This is a genomic window from Pseudarthrobacter sp. MOO13, from assembly GCF_058267655.1.
Genome location: NZ_CM177848.1, coordinates 1,503,340 through 1,524,055, shown reverse-complemented (window position 1 = coordinate 1,524,055; position 20,716 = coordinate 1,503,340). Strand labels below are relative to the sequence as shown.

Sequence of the window (20,716 nt, the reverse complement as noted above, 5' to 3'; positions counted from 1 at the left end):
ACGGCCGCCCGGACAGGACTTAGGCGAAGAGCGGGAGGAGATCCGCCAACGTGGTGACCGCGGTTCCACCAAAGTGGGCCGCGGTCTCGGCGTTCCGGTTGAGCCAGACGCCAACCAGTCCGGCCGCCGTCGAGCCTTCCGCGTCCAGCAGCCGGTTATCGCCCACGTACATCGTCTCGGCCGGGACGGTGCCCAGGAGCCGGACGCCTTCCAGGTAGATGGCGGGATCCGGCTTGGCCACGCCCAGGGTGTCAGTTCCGACGAGGTGCTTCACGCGTTCAAGGCCGGCGCCGTCCAGCTTGGCGCGCTGGTAATCGTGGACGTTGTTGCTGACGGCGCCGTACGGGATCCCGGCAGCGTCCAAGACGTCAAGAAGCGGCGAAACATCCGGGAACGGCTTCACATAGGACGGCTGCTTTTCCACGTACGCGGCCAGCCAGCGGTGCGATTCATCGCCGTCGCCCAGTTCCACGCCAAAGTGGCCCAGTGCGGCGCGGCCCCGGAGGAGGCGCTGTTCGTTGAACGTCAGCTCGCCGGCCAGGTAGCGGTCGTAGTAGTGCGTGGTCTCATGGGTGAAGATCCGGCCGAACCGCTCCCACCCAGCCTGGTCCAGGCCGGGCAGGAGGTGTTCACTGACCTCGCGCAAGGCGGTGGTCATCGAGTACTCAAGGTCCACCAGGGTGTCGTCGATGTCGAACAGGACGCCCCTGACCACTCCCCAGGGCGTATGCCGGGCACCCGACCGGGCTTCGCTCGGTGCCGTCATCAGCCGCGGAAGGCGCGGAGCCTGCGCAGGGAGGACTCCTTGCCCAGGATGACCATCGATTCGAACAGGGGCGGGGAGATCCGCCGGCCGGAAACAGCCGTCCGTACGGGCCCGAAAGCGAGCCGCGGTTTGATGCCAAGGTCCTCCACCAGGGCCTGCTTCAGGGCTGCCTGGATGCCCTCCGCTGTCCAGTCTGCCACCGGTTCCAGCGCGGCAAGTGCCGCGTCCAGCACCTCGGAAAGGTTCTCGGGAAGGCCCTTGCGGGCGTCATCTGCGACGTCGACGGCGTCGTCCGCCTTGAACAGGAAAGCCAGCATGTCCGGCGCCTCGCCCAGCAGCGTGATGCGCTCCTGGATCAGCGGCGCGGCTTCGGTGAGGATTTCTTCCTCGCGGTCAGTGAGGATCTCCCCCACCAGGCCTGCGTCGCGCAGGTAGTGCGCCACCCGGTCGCGGAAGACCTTGGGCTCAAGCATCCGGACGTGCGTGCCGTTGATGGCCTCGGCCTTCTTCAGGTCGAAACGCGCGGGGTTGCCCAGGACGTCGTGGATGTCGAAGTGCTCAACGAGCTGCTCGACGGTAAAGATGTCTTCGTCGGCGCTCAGCGACCAGCCAAGCAGGGAAAGGTAGTTCAGCAGCCCTTCCGGGATGAAGCCCCGCTCGCGGTGCAGGAAGAGGCTGGACTCGGGGTCCCGCTTGGAGAGCTTCTTGTTGCCCTGGCCCATGACGTACGGCAGGTGGCCGAACTCCGGCATGTACTCGGCGACGCCGATGGCGTAGAGGGCCCGGTAGAGGGCGACCTGGCGCGGCGTGGAGCTGAGCAGGTCTTCGCCGCGGAGCACGTGCGTGATCCCCATCAGGGCGTCGTCCACGGGGTTGACCAAGGTGTACAACGGGGCACCGTTGGCACGCACCACGGCGAAGTCGGGCACCGATCCGGCCTTGAACGTAATTTCGCCGCGGACCAGGTCGGTGAACGTGATGTCCTCGTCCGGCATGCGCAGGCGCAGGACGGCCTGCCGGCCCTCGGCCCGGTACTGTGCCAGCTGTTCCTCGGTCAGGTGACGGTCGAAGCCGTCGTAGCCCAGCTTCGGGTCCCGGCCGGCGGCGCGGTGGCGTGCCTCGATCTCCTCAGGGGTGGAAAAGGACTCGTAAATGAATCCGGCGTCGTGAAGGCGCTTGATGACGTCCTGGTAGATGTCGCCGCGCTGGGACTGCCGGTACGGTTCGTGCGGGCCGCCAACCTCGACACCCTCGTCCCAGTCGATGCCCAGCCACTTCAGTGCGTCCAGCAGCTGGTGGTAGCTTTCCTCGCTGTCCCGGGCCGCGTCCGTGTCCTCGATCCGGAACACCAGGGTGCCCTTGGTGTGGCGGGCGTAGGCCCAGTTGAAGAGCGCGGTCCGGATCAGTCCGACGTGCGGGGTCCCCGTGGGCGAGGGGCAAAACCGGACGCGAACGGGGGTCTCGGCGGTGACGGGCGGAATGGAGGCGGCAAGCGACGAAGAAGCGATAGTCATAGTGGCTTCAACTTTACCCGCCTGGCCGCCCTCCGGCCTTCCGCGCGGCAGCCGGGGTCAGCGGCGGACGATCGGGTTGGAGAGCCGGCCGATGCCTTCGATTTCCACCTCGAAGCGGTCGCCTTCCTTGACCAGTCCCACGCCGGCCGGTGTTCCGGTCATGATCACGTCGCCGGGCAGCAGGGTGAACGCGTGCGAGACGACGGACACGAGCTCCCGGACGCCGCGGATCATCTGGCTGGTGCTGCCGTCCTGGCGGATTTCCCCGTTGAGCCGGCCCTGGATCTGCAGGTCCTCGGTGTCCAGGTCCGTCTCGATCCACGGGCCCAGCGGAGCGGAGGTGTCGAAGCCCTTGGCGCGGGTCCACTGCAGGTCCGTCTTCTGGACATCGCGGGCAGTGAGGTCGTTGCCGCACGTGTAGCCAAAGATGACATCGTCAACGCGGTCTTCGGGGACGTCCTTGCAGATCCGGCCGATCACCACGCACAGTTCGGCTTCAAAGGAGACTTCTTCGGAAAACTCCGGCAGGACCACGGGGTCGTTCGGACCTACCACCGCGGTGTTGGGCTTCAGGAACAGCAGCGGCTGGGCGGGCACCTCGTTGCCCAGCTCATGTGCGTGCTCCACGAAGTTCCTGCCCACCCCGATGACCTTGCTCCGCGGGATGATGGGCGCCAGCAGCCGGACATCCTCCAGCTTGTGGCGCACGGAAGTGCGCTCCACACCGTTGAAGAAAGGGTCGCCGTGGATGACAGTGATTTCCTCACTGCCGCTATCACCTTCCACAACGCCGTACAGGGGATCGGAATCGACAACAAACCTCGCAATACGCATGGCTCCTACCCTACCGTTTCGACGGCGCCGTCCTGCCTGCCGCCTTCGTGCCCGCGAAGGTAGGAAAGCTGTGCGGCCACGGACAATTCGGCGGCGCGCCGGACGGAAGGGTCGACGCCGGCATAGACGGCGTCCGCCACCTCAGGTACGGATGCGTCCCCGCCGAGGCCGCGGAGCGCGGCACGGATCTGGGCCAGCCGCTCCTCGCGGTGCCGGCGGTACTCCCGGACGATGTCCCGCAGGGACGGCAATACCGGGCCGTGGGCCGGCAGCACGGTCGCGTTCCCCAGGGCCTCCAACCGGTCCAGGGTGGCGAGGTAGTCTCCCAGCGTGCCGTCAGGGAAGTCCAGGACGGTGGTGCCCCGGCCCAGGACCGTGTCCCCGGTCAGCACCGAGCCGTGCTGCCCGTCGGCCGGCAGGTGGAAGCACACGGAATCCGAAGTGTGGCCGGGGGCAGCCAGCACCGTGATATCCAGTCCCGCTGCCTGGATCAGTTCGCCGCCGGCCAGCGGCGCTCCGCCGCCATGGCAGTGGCCTGGGTCCGCTGCCCGTACCGGCGCTCCGGTGAGTTCGTGCAGGCGGGCCGAACCGGCAGTATGGTCCGCATGCCGGTGCGTGACCAGGATCAGTTCGACGACGCCGGCGCCCGACAGTGCCTCCAGGTGCGGTTCATCGTTGGGTCCCGGGTCAACCACCACGACGGCGGACCGGCCGGGGACGCGCAGGAGGTAGGAGTTGGTGCCGTCCAGGCTCATGGGGCCCGGGTTTGGTGCCAGGAGGAACTGGGTAAGGCCGGAGCTGCGCTGCAGGCCGGGGCCGGTAAGTGGGGTCACTGATCCATCCTTGCATCAAGCCCCGCACTCCCCCACCCCCTTGTCCCGGAGGGCAGCGGCGGAATAGATCGGCCGCCCGCGGGGGTTGGCAACCTGTGACAGCACAACGATCTCCACCAGGAAGCCGGACACCGCCCCATGAGCACACCTTCACTCGCCGACCTTCTCGCCCGCGCGGACGCGGACGGCCACGACCATTCGGCGACCGAAAAGGCCACCGGCCTCCTGCACATCCACAACCACGCGACCGGCAGCATCATCTGGTTTCCCACCTGGAGGAAGTTCCGCGAGACAACCGACTGGACGGACGCCGTCACCGGCATCACGGCGGAACTGTCCGCCGCCTCCGCGCCCGCTGACCAGGCCGGCGCCGCCCTGATCGCCGCGGACCTGGAAGCGCTGCTGGACCAGGCCTCCCGCTCCGCTGACGCCGCCGTCTTCGTCCAGGAAAACCTCATCCTCCACCTGACCCGGACCTGGGCTGTCGGCGACGCAGTGGCCCAGGCAGGCGGCAAGGACCTGTTCACCAGCGGCCCCACCCCCGCCGTCTTCGCCGGCTATCCCTACGACGTCTACGCCCAGGACGGCGGCGTCTTTGCCACCACGCTCTGGAACGACCTGATCGACGCCCGGCGCAACCGCGCCCTGGCGGAAGAAGCTGCCCGCAAGGCACTCAAGCCCGTGTCCCGCAAAGCGATGAGGAACGCTGCCCGGAAAGCCGCGCGCCGCTGACCCGGCACCCCTGCGGCAACGTAAAACGGCGCCTTCCGGACAAAAGTCCGGAAGGCGCCGTCGTCAGGGCAGAACCTAGGCCAGGCGTGTCAGCCAGCCGTGCGTGTCCGGTTCGGCGCCGGTCTGGATGCCCAGGAGCTTTTCGCGGATGGCCATGGTGGTTTCGCCGGCTTTGGCGTCCTCGGAACCAATGAACTCGGTGGCGTCCTTCAGCACCCCGATGGGGGTGATCACGGCAGCTGTGCCGCAGGCGAACACTTCGGCAATATCGCCCGAGGCCACGCCGTCGCGCCACTCGTCAAGGGTGATCTTCCGCTCCGCCACGTCACGGCCCATGTCCTTGGCCACCTGGATCACGGACATCCGGGTGACGCCTTCCAGGATGGTGCCGGTGAGGGCGGGCGTGACCAGGGAGCCGTCCTTCATGACGAAGAAGACGTTCATGCCGCCCAGCTCTTCCACGGCGTTGTCATTGGCCTGGTCGAGGAACAGGACCTGCTTGCAGCCGTTGGCCTCGGCCTCCTGCTGCGCGATGAGCGAGGCGGCGTAGTTCCCGCCGCACTTGGCGTCGCCGGTGCCGCCGCGGCCGGCGCGGGCGTACTGGCGCGAGATCCAGATGGAGACCGGCTTGAGTTCGCCGCCGAAGTAGTTGCCGGCCGGAGAGGCGATCACCCGGAAGGACACCTCGCGGGCGGCGCGGACACCCAGGAACGCCTCGGTGGCGATCATGAAGGGGCGCAGGTAGAGGGCTTCGCCGTCGCCGGAAGGAACCCATTCCTTGTCGGCAGCCACCAGCTCGCGGATGGCGCCGAGGAAGTATTCGGCCGGCAGTTCGGGCAAGGCCAGCCGGCGGGCCGACTTGTTCAGCCGGGCCGCGTTCGCCTCGGGCCGGAACGTCCAGACGGAGCCGTCAGCGTGCCGGTACGCCTTGAGTCCCTCGAAGATTTCCTGGCCGTAGTGGAACACGGCGGCCGACGGGTCCAGGACGATCGGGCCGTAGGGCTCGATCCGGGCATCGTGCCAGCCGCCGTTGCCGTCCGCGTCAACGCTGTAGTCGACGATGGCGGTGTGGTCGGTGAAGTAGTTGCCGAATCCCGGGTTTGCCAGGATGGCTGCACGCTCTTCGGCGGACTTCGGGTTCTCCGAAAGCTGCCGGGTGAATTCGACGCCATGGGCGGTCTGAGTCATGGTTCCTCCACGATCGGCCGCCCCGGGGTTCAGCGCTGAACAGCGAGGCGGCATTTGGTGATTCGAGTCAAGCTTACGCCCGAAGCCGGAGCCCCCGGCGTGGGCTAGAGTCCGGCGGCGATGGCGTCGCCGACGGCGCTGGTGCTGCGGGCGGTTCCGTCGCGCTGTTCGACGTCGGCAACCACAGCGGCTTCGATCCGGCGTGCGGCTTCCGCGTACCCCAGGTGGTCCAGCAGGAGTGCCGCGGAGAGGATGGCCGCGGTGGGGTCGGCCTTGCCCTGGCCGGCGATGTCCGGCGCCGAACCGTGGACCGGCTCGAACATGGAAGGCGCCGTGCGGTCCATGTTGATGTTGCCGGACGCCGCCAGGCCGATGCCGCCGGTGACGGCGGCAGCGAGGTCGGTGATGATATCGCCGAACAGGTTGTCGGTGACGATGACGTCGAAGCGGGACGGGTCCGTGACCATGAAGATGGTGGCGGCATCAACGTGCAGGTAGTCGTGGGTGACGCCCGGGAATTCCTGGGCGACAGCCTCGACGGTGCGCTTCCAGAGATGCCCGGCGAAGACCAGGACGTTGTGCTTGTGGACCAGGGTGACGTGCTTGCGTTCGCGGAGGCTGGCGCGGCGGAAGGCGTCGCGGACCACGCGCTCCACACCGTGTGCGGTGTTCAGGGAGACTTCCGTGGCGACCTCGTGCGGGGTTCCGGCACGCAGCGTGCCGCCGTTTCCCACGTACGGCCCCTCGGTTCCCTCACGCACCACGATGAAGTCGATGGTCCCGGGGTTGGCCAGTGGGCTGCCGACCGTCCCGTAAAGCCGCGACGGCCGCAGGTTGACGAAGTGGTCCAGGCTGAAGCGGAGCTTGAGGAGCAGTTCGCGTTCGATGATTCCGGAGGGGATGCGGGTGTCGCCCGGGGCGGCGCCGACGGCACCGAAGAGGATCGCGTCGCGCGTCTTCAGGTCCGCCAGGACATGATCCGGCAGGGTTTCGCCGGTGGCGAGCCAGTGCTCGGCGCCGAGTTCGTAATGTGTCGGCTTGAGCTGCACGCCCTCCGCGGCCACGGCCTTCTCGAGGACTTTGAGGGCCTCGGCAATGACTTCGGGGCCGATGCCGTCGCCGGGAATAACTGCAAGATCGATGGAGGATGCGCTCATGTTATCAGGGTAGCCAAGTCATCCATATGGTGGGCAAGCCGTCCCACATTTCGGACACGGCGTCTGCGGGCGGCGTGGCGGGCGCGGCGGCCGGAGAAGGATCAGCCCCAGGGATGAGGCACTCGCCACCACGACAGCATAGAGTTCCGGGGTGGAATTACGGCACAAGGTTTATCACTGGATCCGGGTCAACACTTTCCGGGTTGACCTGGTCCTCATGCTGGCGGTCCTGCTGATGTGCGGTCCCGTTTACCTCATGGCGGACCGTCCCTGGCACTTCCTGCTGTCCTGCGCCCTGGTGGTGCCGCTGGCGTGGCGGCGCACCAGGCCCGTGCACGCGGCCGGCGCCACCGTACTGGCGTGCCTGGTCTTGTGGGCAACAGGGCTGGAGCCGCTGGCCGGGCTGCTGGCTGTTCCGCTGATTATCTATGCCGTTGCCGCGTACGGTCCTGCCCGGGCCAGCCGTACGGTCCTGGGACTGGGGCTGCTGGGCGGCGTACTGCTGACAACCCGCAATCTCAGCAGCACAGCTGAGACAGGCGTGCTGGGCCTGACCATCAGCGCTGTCTACACGGTCCTGATCTGGATGCTGGTGCTGTTCAGCTGGACCCTCGGAGACCTGACACGCGTGCGCCGGCAGCAACTGCAGACCCTGGCGGACCGTGCCCGCCGGCTCGAAATCGAACAGCAGCAGGAACGCTCCCTGGCGGCAGCCGATGAACGGGCGCACATTGCCCGTGAGATGCATGACATCGTGGCGCATTCCCTGTCAGTGATCATCACGCAATCTGACGGTGCGCGGTACGCCGCGGCTGCCGACCCCGCCGTGGCCACGGAGACGCTGGCCACGGTTGCCGCCACGGCACGGACGTCACTGGCCGAAATGCGCCGCCTCCTGGGTGTGCTGCGGCACGGCGATGAGTCCACCACCCGCCCGTTGCCCGGACTTGCGGACCTCGATGAACTGTTCCTGGGGTTCCGTGCGGCAGGCCTTCCGCTGGACGTCGAACAGCTTGGTTCTCCGCGGCGCACCCTGCCTCCGGGCGCCGAACTCACGGCATACCGGGTCCTCCAGGAATCCCTGACGAACGTCCTCAAGCATGCAGGTCCGCAAGCCCGGGCCCGGGTCTTGGTGCGGTGGCAGCCGCGCGGGCTGCAGCTTGAGGTGCACGACGACGGCCGGGGCGCTTCTGCCCATCCGGCAGTCGGAGCCGGGGAAGGCGGCGGTAACGGGCTGCGGGGCATGCGGGAGCGGATCAGCCTTTACGATGGTTCGTTGGCGGCCGGCCCGGCCGCGGGCGGGGGCTTCCAGGTTTCGGCCTTCCTTCCCTACACCGAGGCTTGAGCATGACTTTGCCACTAGACCGCGACAGCACCGCTCCTATCCGCGTGGCGCTGGTCGATGACCAGCAACTGGTGCGCTCGGGATTCAGCATGCTGATCAACTCCCAGCCGGACCTTGACGTCGTGGTCGAGGCCGGGAACGGGCTCGAGGCACTCCAGGCCCTCGGAGCAGCAGCCGCGGACGTCGTCCTGATGGACGTGCGCATGCCGGGAATGGACGGCATCGAGGCCACCCGCAGGCTCATCGAACGCGCCGCTTCCGCCCCGGCCGGGTCTGCCAGGGCGGAACTTCGCGTCGTGGTGCTCACGACCTTCGACCTGGACGAGTACGCATTGGCGGCCATCGAAGCCGGAGCCAGCGGTTTCCTCCTGAAGGACGCACCACCGGAGGAACTGCTGGACGCCATCCGCACAGTGCACCGCGGGGACGCCGTCATCGCCCCCTCCACCACCCGCCGGCTCCTGGACCATGTAGCCCCGCTGCTGCGCGCACAGGGCAACGAACGGCCCGAGGACCAGGAGGCCGTCGAACGGCTCACAGCCCGCGAGCGCGAAGTCTTCACCCTCATGGCCCAAGGTCGGTCCAACCCTGAGATCGGGGCAGACCTGTTTGTCTCCGAAGCAACCGTCAAAACGCACGTAGGGCACATCCTGGCCAAGCTTGGGGCACGCGACCGGGTCCAGGCAGTCGTGATCGCCTACGAGACCGGGGTTGTCACTCCCGGAGGCTGACGCCCGGCACGGTGGTGTCAGACCTGGGTATGAGTCCGGCCCCGGCAGGACCAGACCACCGGCCGATTCCCGGGCGCCGGGCCCGGCCATAGCGTGGAAACATGACAACTTCCGCGCATGCCCATACTGCTTTGAACAGGCAAAACATCCCATCCGCTCCCGCCGTGCAGGCCCTCTCCCTGGCCAAGACGTACGGCCGCGGCGCCACCCGCGTCAGCGCCCTGCGCGAGGTCAGCGTCACGTTCGATGCCGGCCGCTTCACCGCAATAATGGGCCCTTCCGGCTCCGGAAAGTCCACCCTGATGCACTGCCTCGCTGGACTCGACAGTGCCGACTCCGGCCAGATCCTGGTTGGCGGAACAGACATTACGGCCCTCAATGACAAACAGCTGACAGCGCTTCGCCGCGACCGGATCGGATTCGTGTTCCAGGCCTTCAACCTGGTGCCCACACTGACCGCCGAACAGAACATCACATTGCCGCTGGCGCTGGCGAACAAAGCCACGGACGCGGCCTGGTTCGACACGGTGGTGGCCACGCTCGGCCTCAAGGACAGGCTCCGGCACCGGCCGCATGAGCTCTCCGGCGGCCAGCAGCAGCGCGTCGCCGTAGCCCGGGCCCTGCTGACCCGTCCCGACGTGGTGTTCGGGGACGAACCCACCGGCAACCTCGATTCGACCGCCGGCGGCGAGGTCCTCGCACTGCTGCGCCGCAGCAGCCGGGAAATGGGCCAGACCATCATCATGGTCACCCACGATCCGGTGGCGGCCAGCTACGCCGACCGGGTGGTCCTGATGAACGACGGCGGCCTGGTGGGCGAGATCGCCGAGCCCACCGCCGGGTCCGTCCTGGCCGCCCTCGGCAAGCTGGGAGGCTGAGCGTGCTGCGCGTTGCCTTCTCGCAATTCCAGTCCCACAGCCGCCGCTTCATAGCCGTCGGCCTGGCAGTCATGCTCTCCGTGGCGTTCCTGTCCACCACCCTGATGGTCGGGGCGAGTACCCGTGCTTCGCTGGGTGCCAGCCTCGGGGAGGCCTACAGCAAGGCCGGCCTCATCGCCACCCCGGACACGGGAACCTTCAACGATGCCGCGCTGGCAGCAGCCCGTGCGGTGCCCGGCGTGACCGAGGCCTATGGCCGGATGCAGGCGTACGCCGAGTTCACCGCAGGCGGCCAGGAGGTGTTGGCGCAAGCCCGGAACCTGGCGCCGATGGCCTTGGAAACCGCGACCGTGACCGACGGCGCCCTCCCGGAGAGGGCTGACGGCGTCGCCGTGGACGGGGCTACCGCCGCCCGCTACGGGCTGCGCGTCGGCGACTCCCTGACCCTCAAGGCCCCCGACGCCGCCACAACAGTGGCCATGACCGTCACCGGGATCCTGCGCGGCAGCAACGACCCCTTCGCCTCTGCCCTCCCGCAGATCCTCGCCGGGACACCGGCCGTCAGTGCCCTGGCCGCCGGCGCCCGGGACGCTCAAGGTGGTACCGGCGCCGCTGGCTACGGAAGCATCCAACTGGCCCTGGCTTCGGGCTCCGACGCAGCCGCAACCAGCAAGAACGTGGCGGCGGCGCTCACCGGTGCCGGCGCCGGGGTGCAGGTGAAGACAGCAGACGAACAAGTCACCGCCCAGGTGGCGATGATGACCGGAGGCCAGGATGAACTGACGATCATCCTGCTGGCATTCGCCGGGGTCGCCCTGATTGTCTCCGGACTGGTGGTGACCAACACCTTCGCGGTGCTGGTGGCCCAACGCACCAGGGAACTGGCGCTGCTCAGGTGCCTGGGGGCGGGCCGGAACCAGGTGCGCAACTCGGTCCTGGCCGAAGCCCTGGTGGTGGGCCTGGTCTCCTCCGCCGCCGGTGTGCTCGCCGCCGTCGCCCTGATGGCTGCCCTCATCGGCTGGGCCGGGACGCAGCCGGACATGGCTTTTGCCACCATGGCCGTCCCGCCGTCGTCCGTCAATGCGGGGCTGGCGGCAGGCACACTCCTGACCCTGGGCGCCGCCCTGGTTCCCGCGAAAGCTGCCACGGCCGTGGCTCCGCTTGCTGCCCTGCGGCCGGTTGACGATGCCGGAATCGGGAACCGGCGGGGCCGCGTGCGGCTGGTGCTGGGCCTTGCCGCCCTTGCCCTCGGGGTTCCGTTGCTGGCCCTCGGCGCCGCGGGCGTGATGCTGGTGGTGGCCTTCGCCGGCGGCGTGCTCTCCTTCGTGGGCGTCCTGCTCTGCGCCACCCTGTTCGTGCCGCGGCTGGTGGGCCTGGCGGGACGGTTGGCCTCTCCTGCCGGCGTCCCCGGGAAGCTGGCCGCCCTCAATGCCGTCCGCAACCCGGCCCGGACCTCCGTCACTGCTGCCGCCCTCTTGATCGGCGTCACGCTGGTGTCCCTGATGATGTCCGGGGCTGCCACTGCCCGGCAGGCGTTCGATGACGCCCTCGCCGGCACCTACCCCGTGGATATGGTGATCACCGGGGATGCCCTGACAGCCGCCGAGCGTGACGCAGTGGCACGGGTGGACGGCGTCGCAACCGCGGCTTTGCTGCCGGCAGCGGGCACCTTGGCCGGCGAAGGGATGGGCAGCCCCGTCTATGCCCTCGACGCGGCAGAGGCCGGCCGGCTGCTCCGCGACACCGCGCTCACCCTTGAGCCGGGCAGGATCTACCTTCCGGAAGGCTCCACGGCCGGCCCTGTTGAGGTCACCGGGCCGGCCGGGCCGGCCTCCCTGGAAGCGGTGGTCTTGCGGACCCGCAACATCCCGGCACTGGTCTCCACCGACACCGCCCGCCAGTCGGGCCTGACGGGCGGTGGCGTTGCCCCAACCGACAGTGCGCGGACAGATGGCACCGGTCCCGCGGCCAGTGCCGTGTGGCTGCGCCTGGCCGACGCTCCCGGCGGCTCCCTGTCCGCGGACCGGATCAAGGACATCCAGTCCGCTGTTGCCGCGGCAGCAGGCGTGTCCGCGGGTGCGGTCAGCGGCGCCGCCATCGAGCGGGTCACCTTCAATGAGGTCATCGACGTACTGCTCTTGGTGGTCACGGGCCTGTTGGGGGTGGCGGTGCTGATCGCGCTGATCGGCGTGGCCAATACACTGTCGCTGTCCGTCCTCGAACGGACCAGGGAAAACTCCCTGCTCCGGGCGCTGGGCCTTACCAAGGGCCAGCTGCGGGGCATGCTGGCCCTCGAGGCAGCCCTGGTGGCCGGCGTCGCCGCATTGATTGGTGCTGCCCTGGGCAGCATCTACGGCTGGCTGGGCGCGCGGTCGGCCCTCGGCAGCCTGGCCGAGGTCACCCCCTCCGTCCCCTGGCTGCAGTTGCTGGGCGTGCTGGGGGTGGCCGTCGTCGCCGGCCTGCTGGCGTCGGTCATTCCTGCCCGGCGCGCGGCACGGCTGTCACCCGTCGAGGGACTTGCCACCGCATAGCCGTGACGGCGGGCCAGTGCGCCTGCAATGGGAAAGGGCAGGTGGCGCGGAAGTCCGCGCCACCTGCCCTCATCCGCACCGGAACCTCAGGCTTCGGCCGGTTCCTCGAATTTGGGGAAGACGGGAACCGGGGCGGGAAGCGCCGTACCGGGAACGATCGGGGTCGCGATCGCGGTGAACTGGCGTGCGTCCCCCTCAGGCTGGCCCAGGGCGTCCAGGAGCTTCGCGGTGGCGCCGGGCATGACCGGCTGGGCGAGGATCGCCACTATCCGGAGCACCTCCAGCGTCACGTACAGCACCGTGTTCATGCGCCCGACGTCGGTCTTCCGGAGCACCCAGGGCGCCTGCTCGGCGAAGTAGGCGTTGGTGTCCCCCAGCACGGCCCAGATGGCCTCCAGGGCGCGGCTGAACTCCTGCTTGTCGAACGCGGCCCGAGCGGCGTCGAGCAGGCCGTTGGCCTGGGCAAGGATGGCAGTGTCGGCGGCTGTGAGCTCGCCGGGGGCGGGTACGGCGGCGCCGCAATTCTTGGCCACCATGGACAGGGAGCGCTGGGCGAGGTTGCCGAAGTTGTTCGCCAGGTCCGAGTTCATCCGGCCCACGATGGCCTCATGGTTGTAGCTGCCGTCGGCCCCGAACGGGACTTCGCGCAGGAAGAAGAAGCGCACCTGGTCCAGGCCGTAGCGGGCCACGAAGTCGGCGGGAGCCACCACGTTGCCCAGGGACTTGGACATCTTGACCCCGTTGTTGTTCAGGAAGCCGTGGATCATGACGCGCTTGGGCAGTTCCAGCCCGGCGCTCATCAGGAACGCCGGCCAGTAGATAGCGTGGAAGCGTGAAATGTCCTTGCCGATGACGTGCACGTCGGCGGGCCAGTACTTCCGGAACTTTTCGGACTCCACATCCGGGTAGCCCACGCCGGTGAGGTAGTTGGTCAGCGCATCCACCCACACATACATGACGTGCTTGTCGTTGCCGGGGACGGGGACACCCCAGTCGAACGTGGTCCGGCTGATGGAGAGGTCCTCCAGGCCGCGCTTGACGAAGCTGATGACCTCGTTGAACCGGTACTGCGGGGCGCCAAATTCGGGGTGCGCCTCGTAGAGCGCCAGCAGTTTGTCCTGGTAGGCGGACAGCCGGAAGAAGTAGCTCTCCTCCGCCGTCCACGTCACCTCGGTGTCCGTCTCTTTCGAGTAGCGCACGCCGTCGTCCTTCACCACCGTGTCATCTTCGCCGTAGAAGGCCTCGTCCCGGACGGAGTACCAGCCTTCGTACTTGGAGAGGTAGATGTCGCCGTTGGCTTCCATCTTCTTCCAGATGGCCTGGGATGCGGCGTAGTGGTCCTCGTCCGTGGTCCGGATAAACCGGTCGTAGCTGACGCCCAAGGCAGCGTGTGCCGCCTTGTAGATCTCGGCGTTCCGGGTCACCAGTTCCTTGGGCGTAATGCCTTCCTTATCCGCGGCCTGGGCGATCTTCATGCCGTGCTCGTCCGTGCCGGTCAGGAACATCACGTCGTAGCCGTCCAGCCGCTTGAAGCGCGCCATGGCGTCGGTGGCTATGTACTCGTAGGCGTGGCCGATGTGCGGCACGCCGTTGGGGTAGGTGATGGCCGTGGTGATGTAGAACGGCGTTTTCTCTGAAGCAGTCACGGTCGGACGTTACCTTCGGTGCGTGAGTGGGTGGGCTAGATCAGTTCTGTCAGGGTATCGCTGAGCCGGACCAGTTCGTGGTCGTGCGAAGCCACCAGGACGGCGATGCCGTCGGAGGTGGTGTCCTTCAGGATGCTGATGATGCGGTTGGCGGAGGCGCGGTCCAGGCTGGCGGTGGGTTCGTCCACCACCAGGACGCGGGTGCCCAGGATCAGGGCCCTGGCGATGGCCACGCGCTGCCGTTCGCCACCGGAGAGCTGGGCCGGGCGGTGGCGCATGCGGCGGCCAAGTCCCACCAGGTCCAGCAGGTCCTTGGCCATGTCGCGCCGCTGCTCCACTTCGCCGTCGGGCACGGCGGGCAGCAGCACGTTTTCGAGGGCACTCATGCCGTCGATCAGTGCACCGCCCTGGTCCACGTAGCCGATGAGCGCACGGCGGCGGTCGGCGATTTCGTCGTCGCCCATGCTTTCGAGCGAGTCGCCTTCCCAGAAGACGCGGCCCGACGTCGGCAGGGTCAGCCCCGCGCCAACGGTCAGGATGCTGGTCTTGCCCGAACCGCTTCGGCCGGCGACGCAGTGCATCTCCCCCGCGTGCAGGGTCAGGTCGAAGCCCTCCACCACGCTGACCGCCTCGGCGCCGCCCTTTCCGCCACCGTAACGGATGGTGATGTCGCGCATCTCCAGCGGGGTGGCGTGATCGGCAGACTTGACGATGGTGTTGGCCCGGGTCTGCAGGGGGACCTCAGTGGAGCCGCTCCGGCGGCTGCGCTGGACATTCGTCGGGTTTGTCATTGGACCACTTTCGTTGCAATCGGTATCCAGCAAAGTACGGCCACCAGCCCGGCCACGGCGGCCCAGATGGCCGCGTAGGGTGCCAGCAGCAGGCCGATGCCCAGGGCGCCCAGCACGCCCAGCGGCAAGGCCACGGTTCCCACCAGCGCGTTCTCGAACAAACGCACCTGGCGAAGCATGTCCGGGTTCCAGCCCATGGCCTGGAGGATGCCCAGGTATTGGCGCTTGGAGTTGAGCTCGAAGCGTCCGGTCACCAGGGTGAGCACCAGCCCCACGGCCACGCCGGCCACTGCCAGCAGGATGCTGGGCAGCGTCACGCTGGCCGCTGCAAGTCCGCTCAGGGCGCTGGCACCTGCGGCCCGCGGAATGTCGATCAGCAGGGCGATCAGGCCGCCGACGGCGGCGCCGAAGACACCTACCGCCACGGCCAGGGACAGGGTGTTGAACTTGTTGGTGCCCAGCTGCCGGTTGGCGAAGGTCAACGGCGAATCGACGGGGATGAGCCGCTCGTCATGCTGCGGTTCCTGGTCGATCACGTCACGGTGGCGGAGTTGTTGCGCGGCGAACAGTGCCGCGCCGCAGTAGAGGACCACGACGGCGGCGCACACCAGGGCGGTCGGCAGGCTCCAGCTCAGCAGGCTCAGCAGGATCCCCGCGGCAGCAAGGAGGACGGCGCCGACGCCGAACTCCTCAAGGACCCAGGTGCGGATCCGCCGTTGGGTCCAGCCCATCGCCCGCAGTGTCCCGGCCTCGCTCCGGCGTTTCCGGATGTAGCTGACGGTTGACGCGCCGGTCAGCAGGGCCGCGCCGCAGAGGGTAAGGAACAGCAGGGTGACGTTTGTTCCGGACAGGGATCCTGCCACGGCGTCGGCGGCGTTCTGCCGGACCCAGGACTGCTGGACCGTGCCCAGCGCGGATTCCTTGCCCGCCCCGTCCTTGGAGTAGCCGGGGACGGCGATGCTGGTGTCCTCGCGGGCGGAACCGGCCACGATGGTGGCGTCCAGGCCCATGTCCCGGATTTCGGCGGCAAGCTTCTCCACCTCGGGCTGGGCTTCCTTCCAGCTGCCCGGAGCCTTGGCCCGGACGCGGACGGCGTCGATGACCGCGGCGTTCTGCTTGTAGCCGCGGGCAGCCGCCAGGCCGTAGTAGTCGGTGATCGCACCGGCGGACTGGCTCGCCAGTCCGGTGGCGCTGAGGGAAGGCTTCAGTTCCGCGGCGGGGACATCCTTGCCTGCGGCGTCCTTGACCAGGGTGAACGGCGTGGGGTCGTAGCCGCCCAGCGGAAGCTTGTTGACGTCACCCGAGGCGGCGGCAACGGCAGCGGGGTCGAACGTGCCATAGACCATGGGCAGCGGCTGGGCCGGCTGCTGCTGGCCGGTGGACAGGTTCTCCCGGTACGAGCGCTCGTCTACCGGGTCGCGCTGGGTCTGGTCCACGGGGGCGCCGCTGGCGGCCTTGTCCGGCAGCCGGTTCACCGTTACCCAGTCACCGGGAACTGCGGTCTTGTCCACGGCACCGTTGGCGGCGGTGTCGCCGTCGGTGTACTTGGGGGCGCCGGCAAAGTTGGTGCTCCACTTGGCGGGGGTGTAGAGGCCCTGGTTGAAGTTGCCGTTGTTCCCCAGCAGGGACGAGTGGTCGGTGGAGCCGGGCCAGGAGAGCACGAAGGGGTCCTTGGACACGAACGGCAGGTAATCCTTGCCCAGCGACTTGGACACCGTGCCGACGTCCTTGACCACCTTGCCGGCGTCGTCGATTTCCTCGATCTTGACGTTGTACTTCAGGTCCAGCGACGTGCCCGACCGGACGATCAGCGGCACGGCCTGTGAGCCGCCGCTGAGCTGGCCGGTGCGCTTGGCCTGCTGGTACTGGGTCATCAGGGGGGCCCAGTACTTGAGCTTGACGCCGAGGAAGTCGGGGCCTTCCTTGAGCTGGTCCATGCTGATGCCGTTGGTGAAGAGGCCTTCCAGGTACCGTCCCACGGCGCCGGCGTCACGGGCGTCGGCGGGGGGAGCCTTTTCCAGCGGGGCCAGGAAGTCGCCTGCGGAGCCCAGGAGGGCGCGCTCGGCCGCCGGGTCCACTGCCACGACGGATTCGGTAACCTCTGGGGCGAGCGGCAGCGCCACGGAGAGGTTGAAGAGGTTGTGCTCGGACCCGCCGGCAGGGTTGGGGAATTTGATGCCGGTCTCCCCCGCCGGTGCGGCGATGCGGATGCTGCTGCCGCCCTGGGCCTTCTCTTCGACGAGCCGCGCCTTGCCCAGGGTGCCTTCGGCGGTGGTCTTGAAGAGGGTCTGCTCGGAGTTTCCGTCGGAGCTCACGGCGCTGGCAGTCAGCCGGTACTTCTTTGCAGTGTCGCTGAGGACGGATTCGGCTGCCGGCCACTGATTCGGGGCGGTGGCCCCTGCGGCCTGGTCGGCGGTGGCGGTGCCGGCGAGCCCGGCGTTGTAGCCGAGGTAGTCCATGGCGTCGAGCCGGGGCGTCTCAAGGTTCTGCGTTACCCGCGAGACCAGGCTGATGGGTGCGGCCACGGACGTGCCGGAGAGTTTCCGGATGGAGTCCAGCTGGTCGAACCCAATGCCGCCGGCGCCATTGGCGATCTCGGGCTGCAGGAGTGCTCCGGAGGGCGCCTTGGCCTGGACCAGGATGTCGTAGAGCCCCCTCGAATTTTCGTCGATTGTCCGGTTGAGCGCGGCCTGTGACTGGCTCTGGACGACGACCGACAAGCACATTGCTGCGATCAAGATGGCCGCGGTCAACAGCAGCACCCTGCTTCTGATGAACCTCTGGACGGCGTTCATGGAACTCCCTGAAACCTGGATTGCGTGCGCGCACTTCCAACCGCCGGGCAGACGTGGGCGATGGCGGACGGATGTGCAAAAGGTATTGGCCGGCCTGCCGGCTATGGTCCTGAACCAGGACCAAGCCATTTTAAGCAGACCGGCCAATCATACGTGGCTCCGCCCGGGCGTGCCTGCGCGGAGGAGCGGCTTCGGCGTTTCGGCCGGTGTGTCGCGTTAGTCTTCCAGGTCCACTTCCCGGACCATTTCAGCGCCGATGCCGGCCTTGATGGCGTCCAGCACCTGCTGGGGCACGGAGCTGTCGATGGTCAGCAGGGCCAGGACCTGGCCGCCTTCGTCGGAGCGGGCCACCTGCATGCCGGCGATGTTGATGTTGTTCATGCCGAGGATGTGGCCGATGGTGCCGATGACGCCGGGGCGGTCGGTGTAGGCCACCACCACCAGGTGTTCGCTGATGGGGATTTCGACTTCGAAGCCGTTGATGCCCACCAGCTTCTCCACCTGCTTGGGGCCGGTCAGGGTCCCGGCCACGGAGATCTGGCTGCCGTCGCTCAGGGCGCCGCGGAGCGTCAGGACGTTGCGGTAAGACTCGGTGTCGGGGGTGGTGATCAGGCGCACGTTGATGCCGCGCTGCTCGGCGATGACGGGTGCATTGACGTAGGACACCTGTTCGGTCACGATGTCGGCGAAGATGCCCTTCAGCGCAGCCAGCTCCAGGACCTTGACGTCGAGGGAGGAGATTTCGCCGGCCACTTCGACGTCGAACTGGGTCAGGGAAGCGTGGGTCAGCGCAGTGAAGATGCGGCCCAGCTTCTCGATCAGCGGGATGCCCGGGCGGACGTCGGGGGCGATGACGCCGCCGGCCACGTTGACGGCGTCCGGCACCAGTTCGCCGGCCAGGGCCAGGCGGACGGACTTGGCCACGGAGACGCCGGCCTTTTCCTGGGCTTCATCGGTCGAGGCACCCAGGTGCGGGGTAACCACCACGTTGTCGAGCTTGAAGAACGGCAGGTCGGTGCTGGGTTCCTTGGCGAAGACGTCGACGCCGGCTCCGGCGATCTCGCCGTCCTGCAGGGCCGTGAAGAGGGCTTCCTCGTCCACGAGCCCACCGCGGGCGACGTTCACCACGTAGGCGGTGCTCTTCATCTTCTTGAAGGCGTCAGCGCCGAGCATGCCCACGGTCTCCGGCGTCTTGGGCATGTGGATGGTGATGAAGTCGGACTGGGCCAGGAGCTCATCCAGGGTGACCAGCTGCACGCCCAGCTGCGCCGCGCGGGCGGACGTGATGTAGGGGTCGTAGGCCAGGATCTTGGTGTCAAAGCCCTTGAGGCGGGCTGCCACGAGGGCGCCGATCCGGCCGAGTCCGATGATGCCGATCTTTTTCTCGAACAGCTCGATGCCGGTGTACTTGGAACGCTTCCACTCGCCATCCTTGAGGGCGGCGCTGGCCTGCGGGATGTGGCGGGCCAGGCTGAGGATGTGGCCCACGGTCAGCTCGGCGGCAGAGACGATGTTGGACGTGGGGGCGTTGACCACCATGACGCCGGCCTGCGTGGCCGCCTTGATGTCCACGTTGTCCAGGCCCACGCCGGCACGGGCGATAACCTTCAGGTTCTTGGCGGCGGCGATGGCTTCGGCGTCCACCTGGGTGGCGGAGCGGACCAGGATGGCGTCTACGTCACTGATTGCCGAGAGCAGCTGGGAACGGTCTGCGCCGTCAGTCTGGCGGATTTCAAAGTCCGGGCCGAGGGCCTCGACGGTGGCGGGGGAAAGTTCTTCGGCGAGCAGTACTACGGGTTTTGACACGGCTGATCCTCTGCGTTGCAGTCCTGGGGATGGAAACAAGTCTAGGCCGACGGAAAGGCCGGGCTCACATTGTTAAGTGTGAACCCGGCCTCACCGCTGCGGTCTGCGTGGTTGGGCTGGCGGCCTTAGCGGGCTGCGGAGCCTTCCACGTAGTCCACGTCCTGCTGCTGCCAGGAGAACAGGGAACGCAGTTCGCGGCCCACGGCCTCGATGGGGTGCTGTTCAGCCTTGGCGCGCAGTTCCTTGAACTCGACGCCGCCGTTGTCCTGGTCTTCGATGAAGCGCTTGGCAAAGGCGCCGGACTGGATGTCGGCCAGGACGGCCTTCATGTTTTCCTTCACCTCGGGGGTGATGACGCGGGGGCCGGAGACGTAGTCGCCGTACTCGGCGGTGTCGGAGACGCTCCAGCGCTGCTTGGCGATGCCGCCCTCCCACATGAGGTCAACGATGAGCTTGAGCTCGTGCAGCACCTCGAAGTAGGCAATCTGCGGCTGGTAACCGGCTTCGGTGAGGGTTTCGAAACCGTACTGGATCAGCTGGGACACCCCGCCGCAGAGCACGGACTGCTCGCCGAAGAGGTCGGTTTCGGTTTCCTCGGTGAAGGTGGTCTTGATGACGCCGGCGCGGGTGCCGCCGATGGCCTTGGCGTAGGACTTTGCCAGCTCCCAGGCGGACCCGGAGGCGTCCTGCTCGACGGCGATGATGTCCGGGATGCCGCGGCCGGCTTCGAACTCGCGGCGGACGGTGTGGCCCGGCGCCTTCGGGGCGATCAGGATGACGTCAACGCCCTCGGGGGCCTGGATGTAACCGAAGCGGATGTTGAAGCCGTGGGCGAAGGCGAGGGCCTTGCCGGGGGTCAGCTTGTCCTTGATGGAGTCGTTGTAGATCGCGCGCTGGTGCTGGTCCGGCGCCAGGATCATGATGACGTCGGCCCATTCGGCGGCGTCGGCAACGTTCTTGACCGTGAAGCCGGCGTCCTCGGCCTTGGCGGTCGACTTGGAGCCTTCCTTCAAGGCGATAACGACCTCGACGCCGGAATCGCGCAGGTTCAGCGCGTGGGCGTGGCCCTGCGAGCCGTAGCCGACAATGGCAACCTTGCGGCCCTGGATGATGGAAAGGTCGGCGTCGTCGTCGTAGAACATTTCAGTCACTTGCGTAACTCCTCTTGA

At 67.8% G+C, this 20,716-nt stretch carries 16 protein-coding genes; 5 read left to right on the top strand and 11 right to left on the bottom strand.

Features of this window, described 5'->3' with window-relative positions; translation table 11 throughout:
* Window positions 1-19: 19 nt before the first annotated feature.
* Genes AC4EEO_RS07105 through AC4EEO_RS07090 form a run of 4 tightly spaced genes read right to left on the bottom strand, consistent with a single transcriptional unit; the run spans window position 20 to window position 3,947 of the window.
* Window positions 20-766, bottom strand: a complete 747-nt coding sequence (locus tag AC4EEO_RS07105) for an HAD family hydrolase (RefSeq protein ID WP_018760038.1) — start codon at window positions 764-766, stop codon at window positions 20-22.
* The gene (gene gltX / locus AC4EEO_RS07100) at window positions 766-2,280 is read right to left on the bottom strand and encodes a glutamate--tRNA ligase (RefSeq protein ID WP_133830862.1); all 1,515 of its coding nucleotides are present in this window, start codon (window positions 2,278-2,280) and stop codon (window positions 766-768) included. The genes AC4EEO_RS07105 and gltX overlap by 1 nt, the downstream gene beginning before the upstream one ends.
* Before the next feature lie 57 nt (window positions 2,281-2,337).
* A complete protein-coding gene (locus tag AC4EEO_RS07095) occupies window positions 2,338-3,114 on the bottom strand; it encodes a fumarylacetoacetate hydrolase family protein (protein WP_018760040.1) in 777 nt (258 codons plus the stop codon).
* A 5-nt stretch (window positions 3,115-3,119) separates the two neighbouring features.
* Window positions 3,120-3,947 carry an MBL fold metallo-hydrolase gene (locus tag AC4EEO_RS07090; protein ID WP_018760041.1) on the bottom strand — a complete coding sequence of 276 codons (828 nt, stop codon included), beginning with the start codon at window positions 3,945-3,947 and terminating at the stop codon, window positions 3,120-3,122.
* Between the two features lie 138 nt (window positions 3,948-4,085).
* On the opposite strand from AC4EEO_RS07090, the gene AC4EEO_RS07085 reads away from it, so the two are divergent.
* Window positions 4,086-4,679, top strand: a complete 594-nt coding sequence (locus AC4EEO_RS07085) for a hypothetical protein (RefSeq protein ID WP_491340162.1) — start codon at window positions 4,086-4,088, stop codon at window positions 4,677-4,679.
* 75 nt (window positions 4,680-4,754) lie between these two features.
* On the opposite strand, the gene AC4EEO_RS07080 is transcribed toward AC4EEO_RS07085, so the two are convergent.
* Both AC4EEO_RS07080 and AC4EEO_RS07075 read right to left on the bottom strand, forming a co-directional pair.
* Window positions 4,755-5,867 carry a branched-chain amino acid aminotransferase gene (locus tag AC4EEO_RS07080; RefSeq protein ID WP_133830865.1) on the bottom strand — a complete coding sequence of 371 codons (1,113 nt, stop codon included), beginning with the start codon at window positions 5,865-5,867 and terminating at the stop codon, window positions 4,755-4,757.
* A 104-nt stretch (window positions 5,868-5,971) separates the two neighbouring features.
* Window positions 5,972-7,024, bottom strand: coding sequence for a 3-isopropylmalate dehydrogenase (locus tag AC4EEO_RS07075; protein WP_018760045.1), 1,053 nt, complete (start codon window positions 7,022-7,024; stop codon window positions 5,972-5,974).
* Between the two features lie 151 nt (window positions 7,025-7,175).
* On the opposite strand from AC4EEO_RS07075, the gene AC4EEO_RS07070 reads away from it, so the two are divergent.
* The 4 genes from AC4EEO_RS07070 (at window position 7,176) to AC4EEO_RS07055 (ending at window position 12,509) form a co-directional block, all read left to right on the top strand.
* Entirely contained in the window at window positions 7,176-8,369 is a 1,194-nt protein-coding gene (locus AC4EEO_RS07070) for a sensor histidine kinase (RefSeq protein ID WP_109045019.1), read from the top strand.
* A gap of 2 nt (window positions 8,370-8,371) precedes the next feature.
* Window positions 8,372-9,100 carry a response regulator gene (locus AC4EEO_RS07065; RefSeq protein ID WP_196803297.1) on the top strand — a complete coding sequence of 243 codons (729 nt, stop codon included), beginning with the start codon at window positions 8,372-8,374 and terminating at the stop codon, window positions 9,098-9,100.
* Window positions 9,101-9,201: 101 nt separating this feature from the next.
* Window positions 9,202-9,978, top strand: a complete 777-nt coding sequence (locus tag AC4EEO_RS07060; protein ID WP_026264225.1) for an ABC transporter ATP-binding protein — start codon at window positions 9,202-9,204, stop codon at window positions 9,976-9,978.
* Between the two features lie 2 nt (window positions 9,979-9,980).
* A complete protein-coding gene (locus tag AC4EEO_RS07055; RefSeq protein ID WP_491340161.1) occupies window positions 9,981-12,509 on the top strand; it encodes an FtsX-like permease family protein in 2,529 nt (842 codons plus the stop codon).
* Between the two features lie 86 nt (window positions 12,510-12,595).
* Here AC4EEO_RS07055 and metG read toward each other — a convergent pair whose 3' ends face one another.
* The 5 genes from metG to ilvC all read right to left on the bottom strand — a co-directional run bounded on the left by metG (window position 12,596) and on the right by ilvC (window position 20,698).
* Window positions 12,596-14,155, bottom strand: a complete 1,560-nt coding sequence (gene metG / locus AC4EEO_RS07050; protein ID WP_491340160.1) for a methionine--tRNA ligase — start codon at window positions 14,153-14,155, stop codon at window positions 12,596-12,598.
* Between the two features lie 35 nt (window positions 14,156-14,190).
* The gene (locus tag AC4EEO_RS07045; RefSeq protein ID WP_018760051.1) at window positions 14,191-14,946 is read right to left on the bottom strand and encodes an ABC transporter ATP-binding protein; all 756 of its coding nucleotides are present in this window, start codon (window positions 14,944-14,946) and stop codon (window positions 14,191-14,193) included.
* Entirely contained in the window at window positions 14,943-17,741 is a 2,799-nt protein-coding gene (locus AC4EEO_RS07040; protein WP_491340159.1) for an ABC transporter permease, read from the bottom strand. Before AC4EEO_RS07040 ends, AC4EEO_RS07045 begins: the two co-directional genes overlap by 4 nt.
* 216 nt (window positions 17,742-17,957) lie before the next feature.
* Window positions 17,958-19,547 carry a phosphoglycerate dehydrogenase gene (gene serA / locus AC4EEO_RS07035; RefSeq protein WP_109045023.1) on the bottom strand — a complete coding sequence of 530 codons (1,590 nt, stop codon included), beginning with the start codon at window positions 19,545-19,547 and terminating at the stop codon, window positions 17,958-17,960.
* A 125-nt stretch (window positions 19,548-19,672) separates the two neighbouring features.
* Window positions 19,673-20,698, bottom strand: coding sequence for a ketol-acid reductoisomerase (ilvC, locus tag AC4EEO_RS07030; protein WP_026264226.1), 1,026 nt, complete (start codon window positions 20,696-20,698; stop codon window positions 19,673-19,675).
* Window positions 20,699-20,716 lie beyond the last annotated feature (18 nt).

Bases quoted from the DNA above. Each gene is read 5' to 3' on its own strand.
- AC4EEO_RS07045 (WP_018760051.1), bottom strand. From the start codon at position 14,946: ATGACAAACCCGACGAATGTCCAGCGCAGCCGCCGGAGCGGCTCCACT.
- AC4EEO_RS07085 (WP_491340162.1), top strand. From the start codon at position 4,086: ATGAGCACACCTTCACTCGCCGACCTTCTCGCCCGCGCGGACGCGGAC.
- AC4EEO_RS07060 (WP_026264225.1), top strand. From the start codon at position 9,202: ATGACAACTTCCGCGCATGCCCATACTGCTTTGAACAGGCAAAACATC.
- AC4EEO_RS07040 (WP_491340159.1), bottom strand. From the start codon at position 17,741: ATGAACGCCGTCCAGAGGTTCATCAGAAGCAGGGTGCTGCTGTTGACC.
- AC4EEO_RS07095 (WP_018760040.1), bottom strand. From the start codon at position 3,114: ATGCGTATTGCGAGGTTTGTTGTCGATTCCGATCCCCTGTACGGCGTT.
- AC4EEO_RS07080 (WP_133830865.1), bottom strand. From the start codon at position 5,867: ATGACTCAGACCGCCCATGGCGTCGAATTCACCCGGCAGCTTTCGGAG.
- AC4EEO_RS07075 (WP_018760045.1), bottom strand. From the start codon at position 7,024: ATGAGCGCATCCTCCATCGATCTTGCAGTTATTCCCGGCGACGGCATC.
- gltX (WP_133830862.1), bottom strand. From the start codon at position 2,280: ATGACTATCGCTTCTTCGTCGCTTGCCGCCTCCATTCCGCCCGTCACC.
- AC4EEO_RS07065 (WP_196803297.1), top strand. From the start codon at position 8,372: ATGACTTTGCCACTAGACCGCGACAGCACCGCTCCTATCCGCGTGGCG.
- AC4EEO_RS07105 (WP_018760038.1), bottom strand. From the start codon at position 766: ATGACGGCACCGAGCGAAGCCCGGTCGGGTGCCCGGCATACGCCCTGG.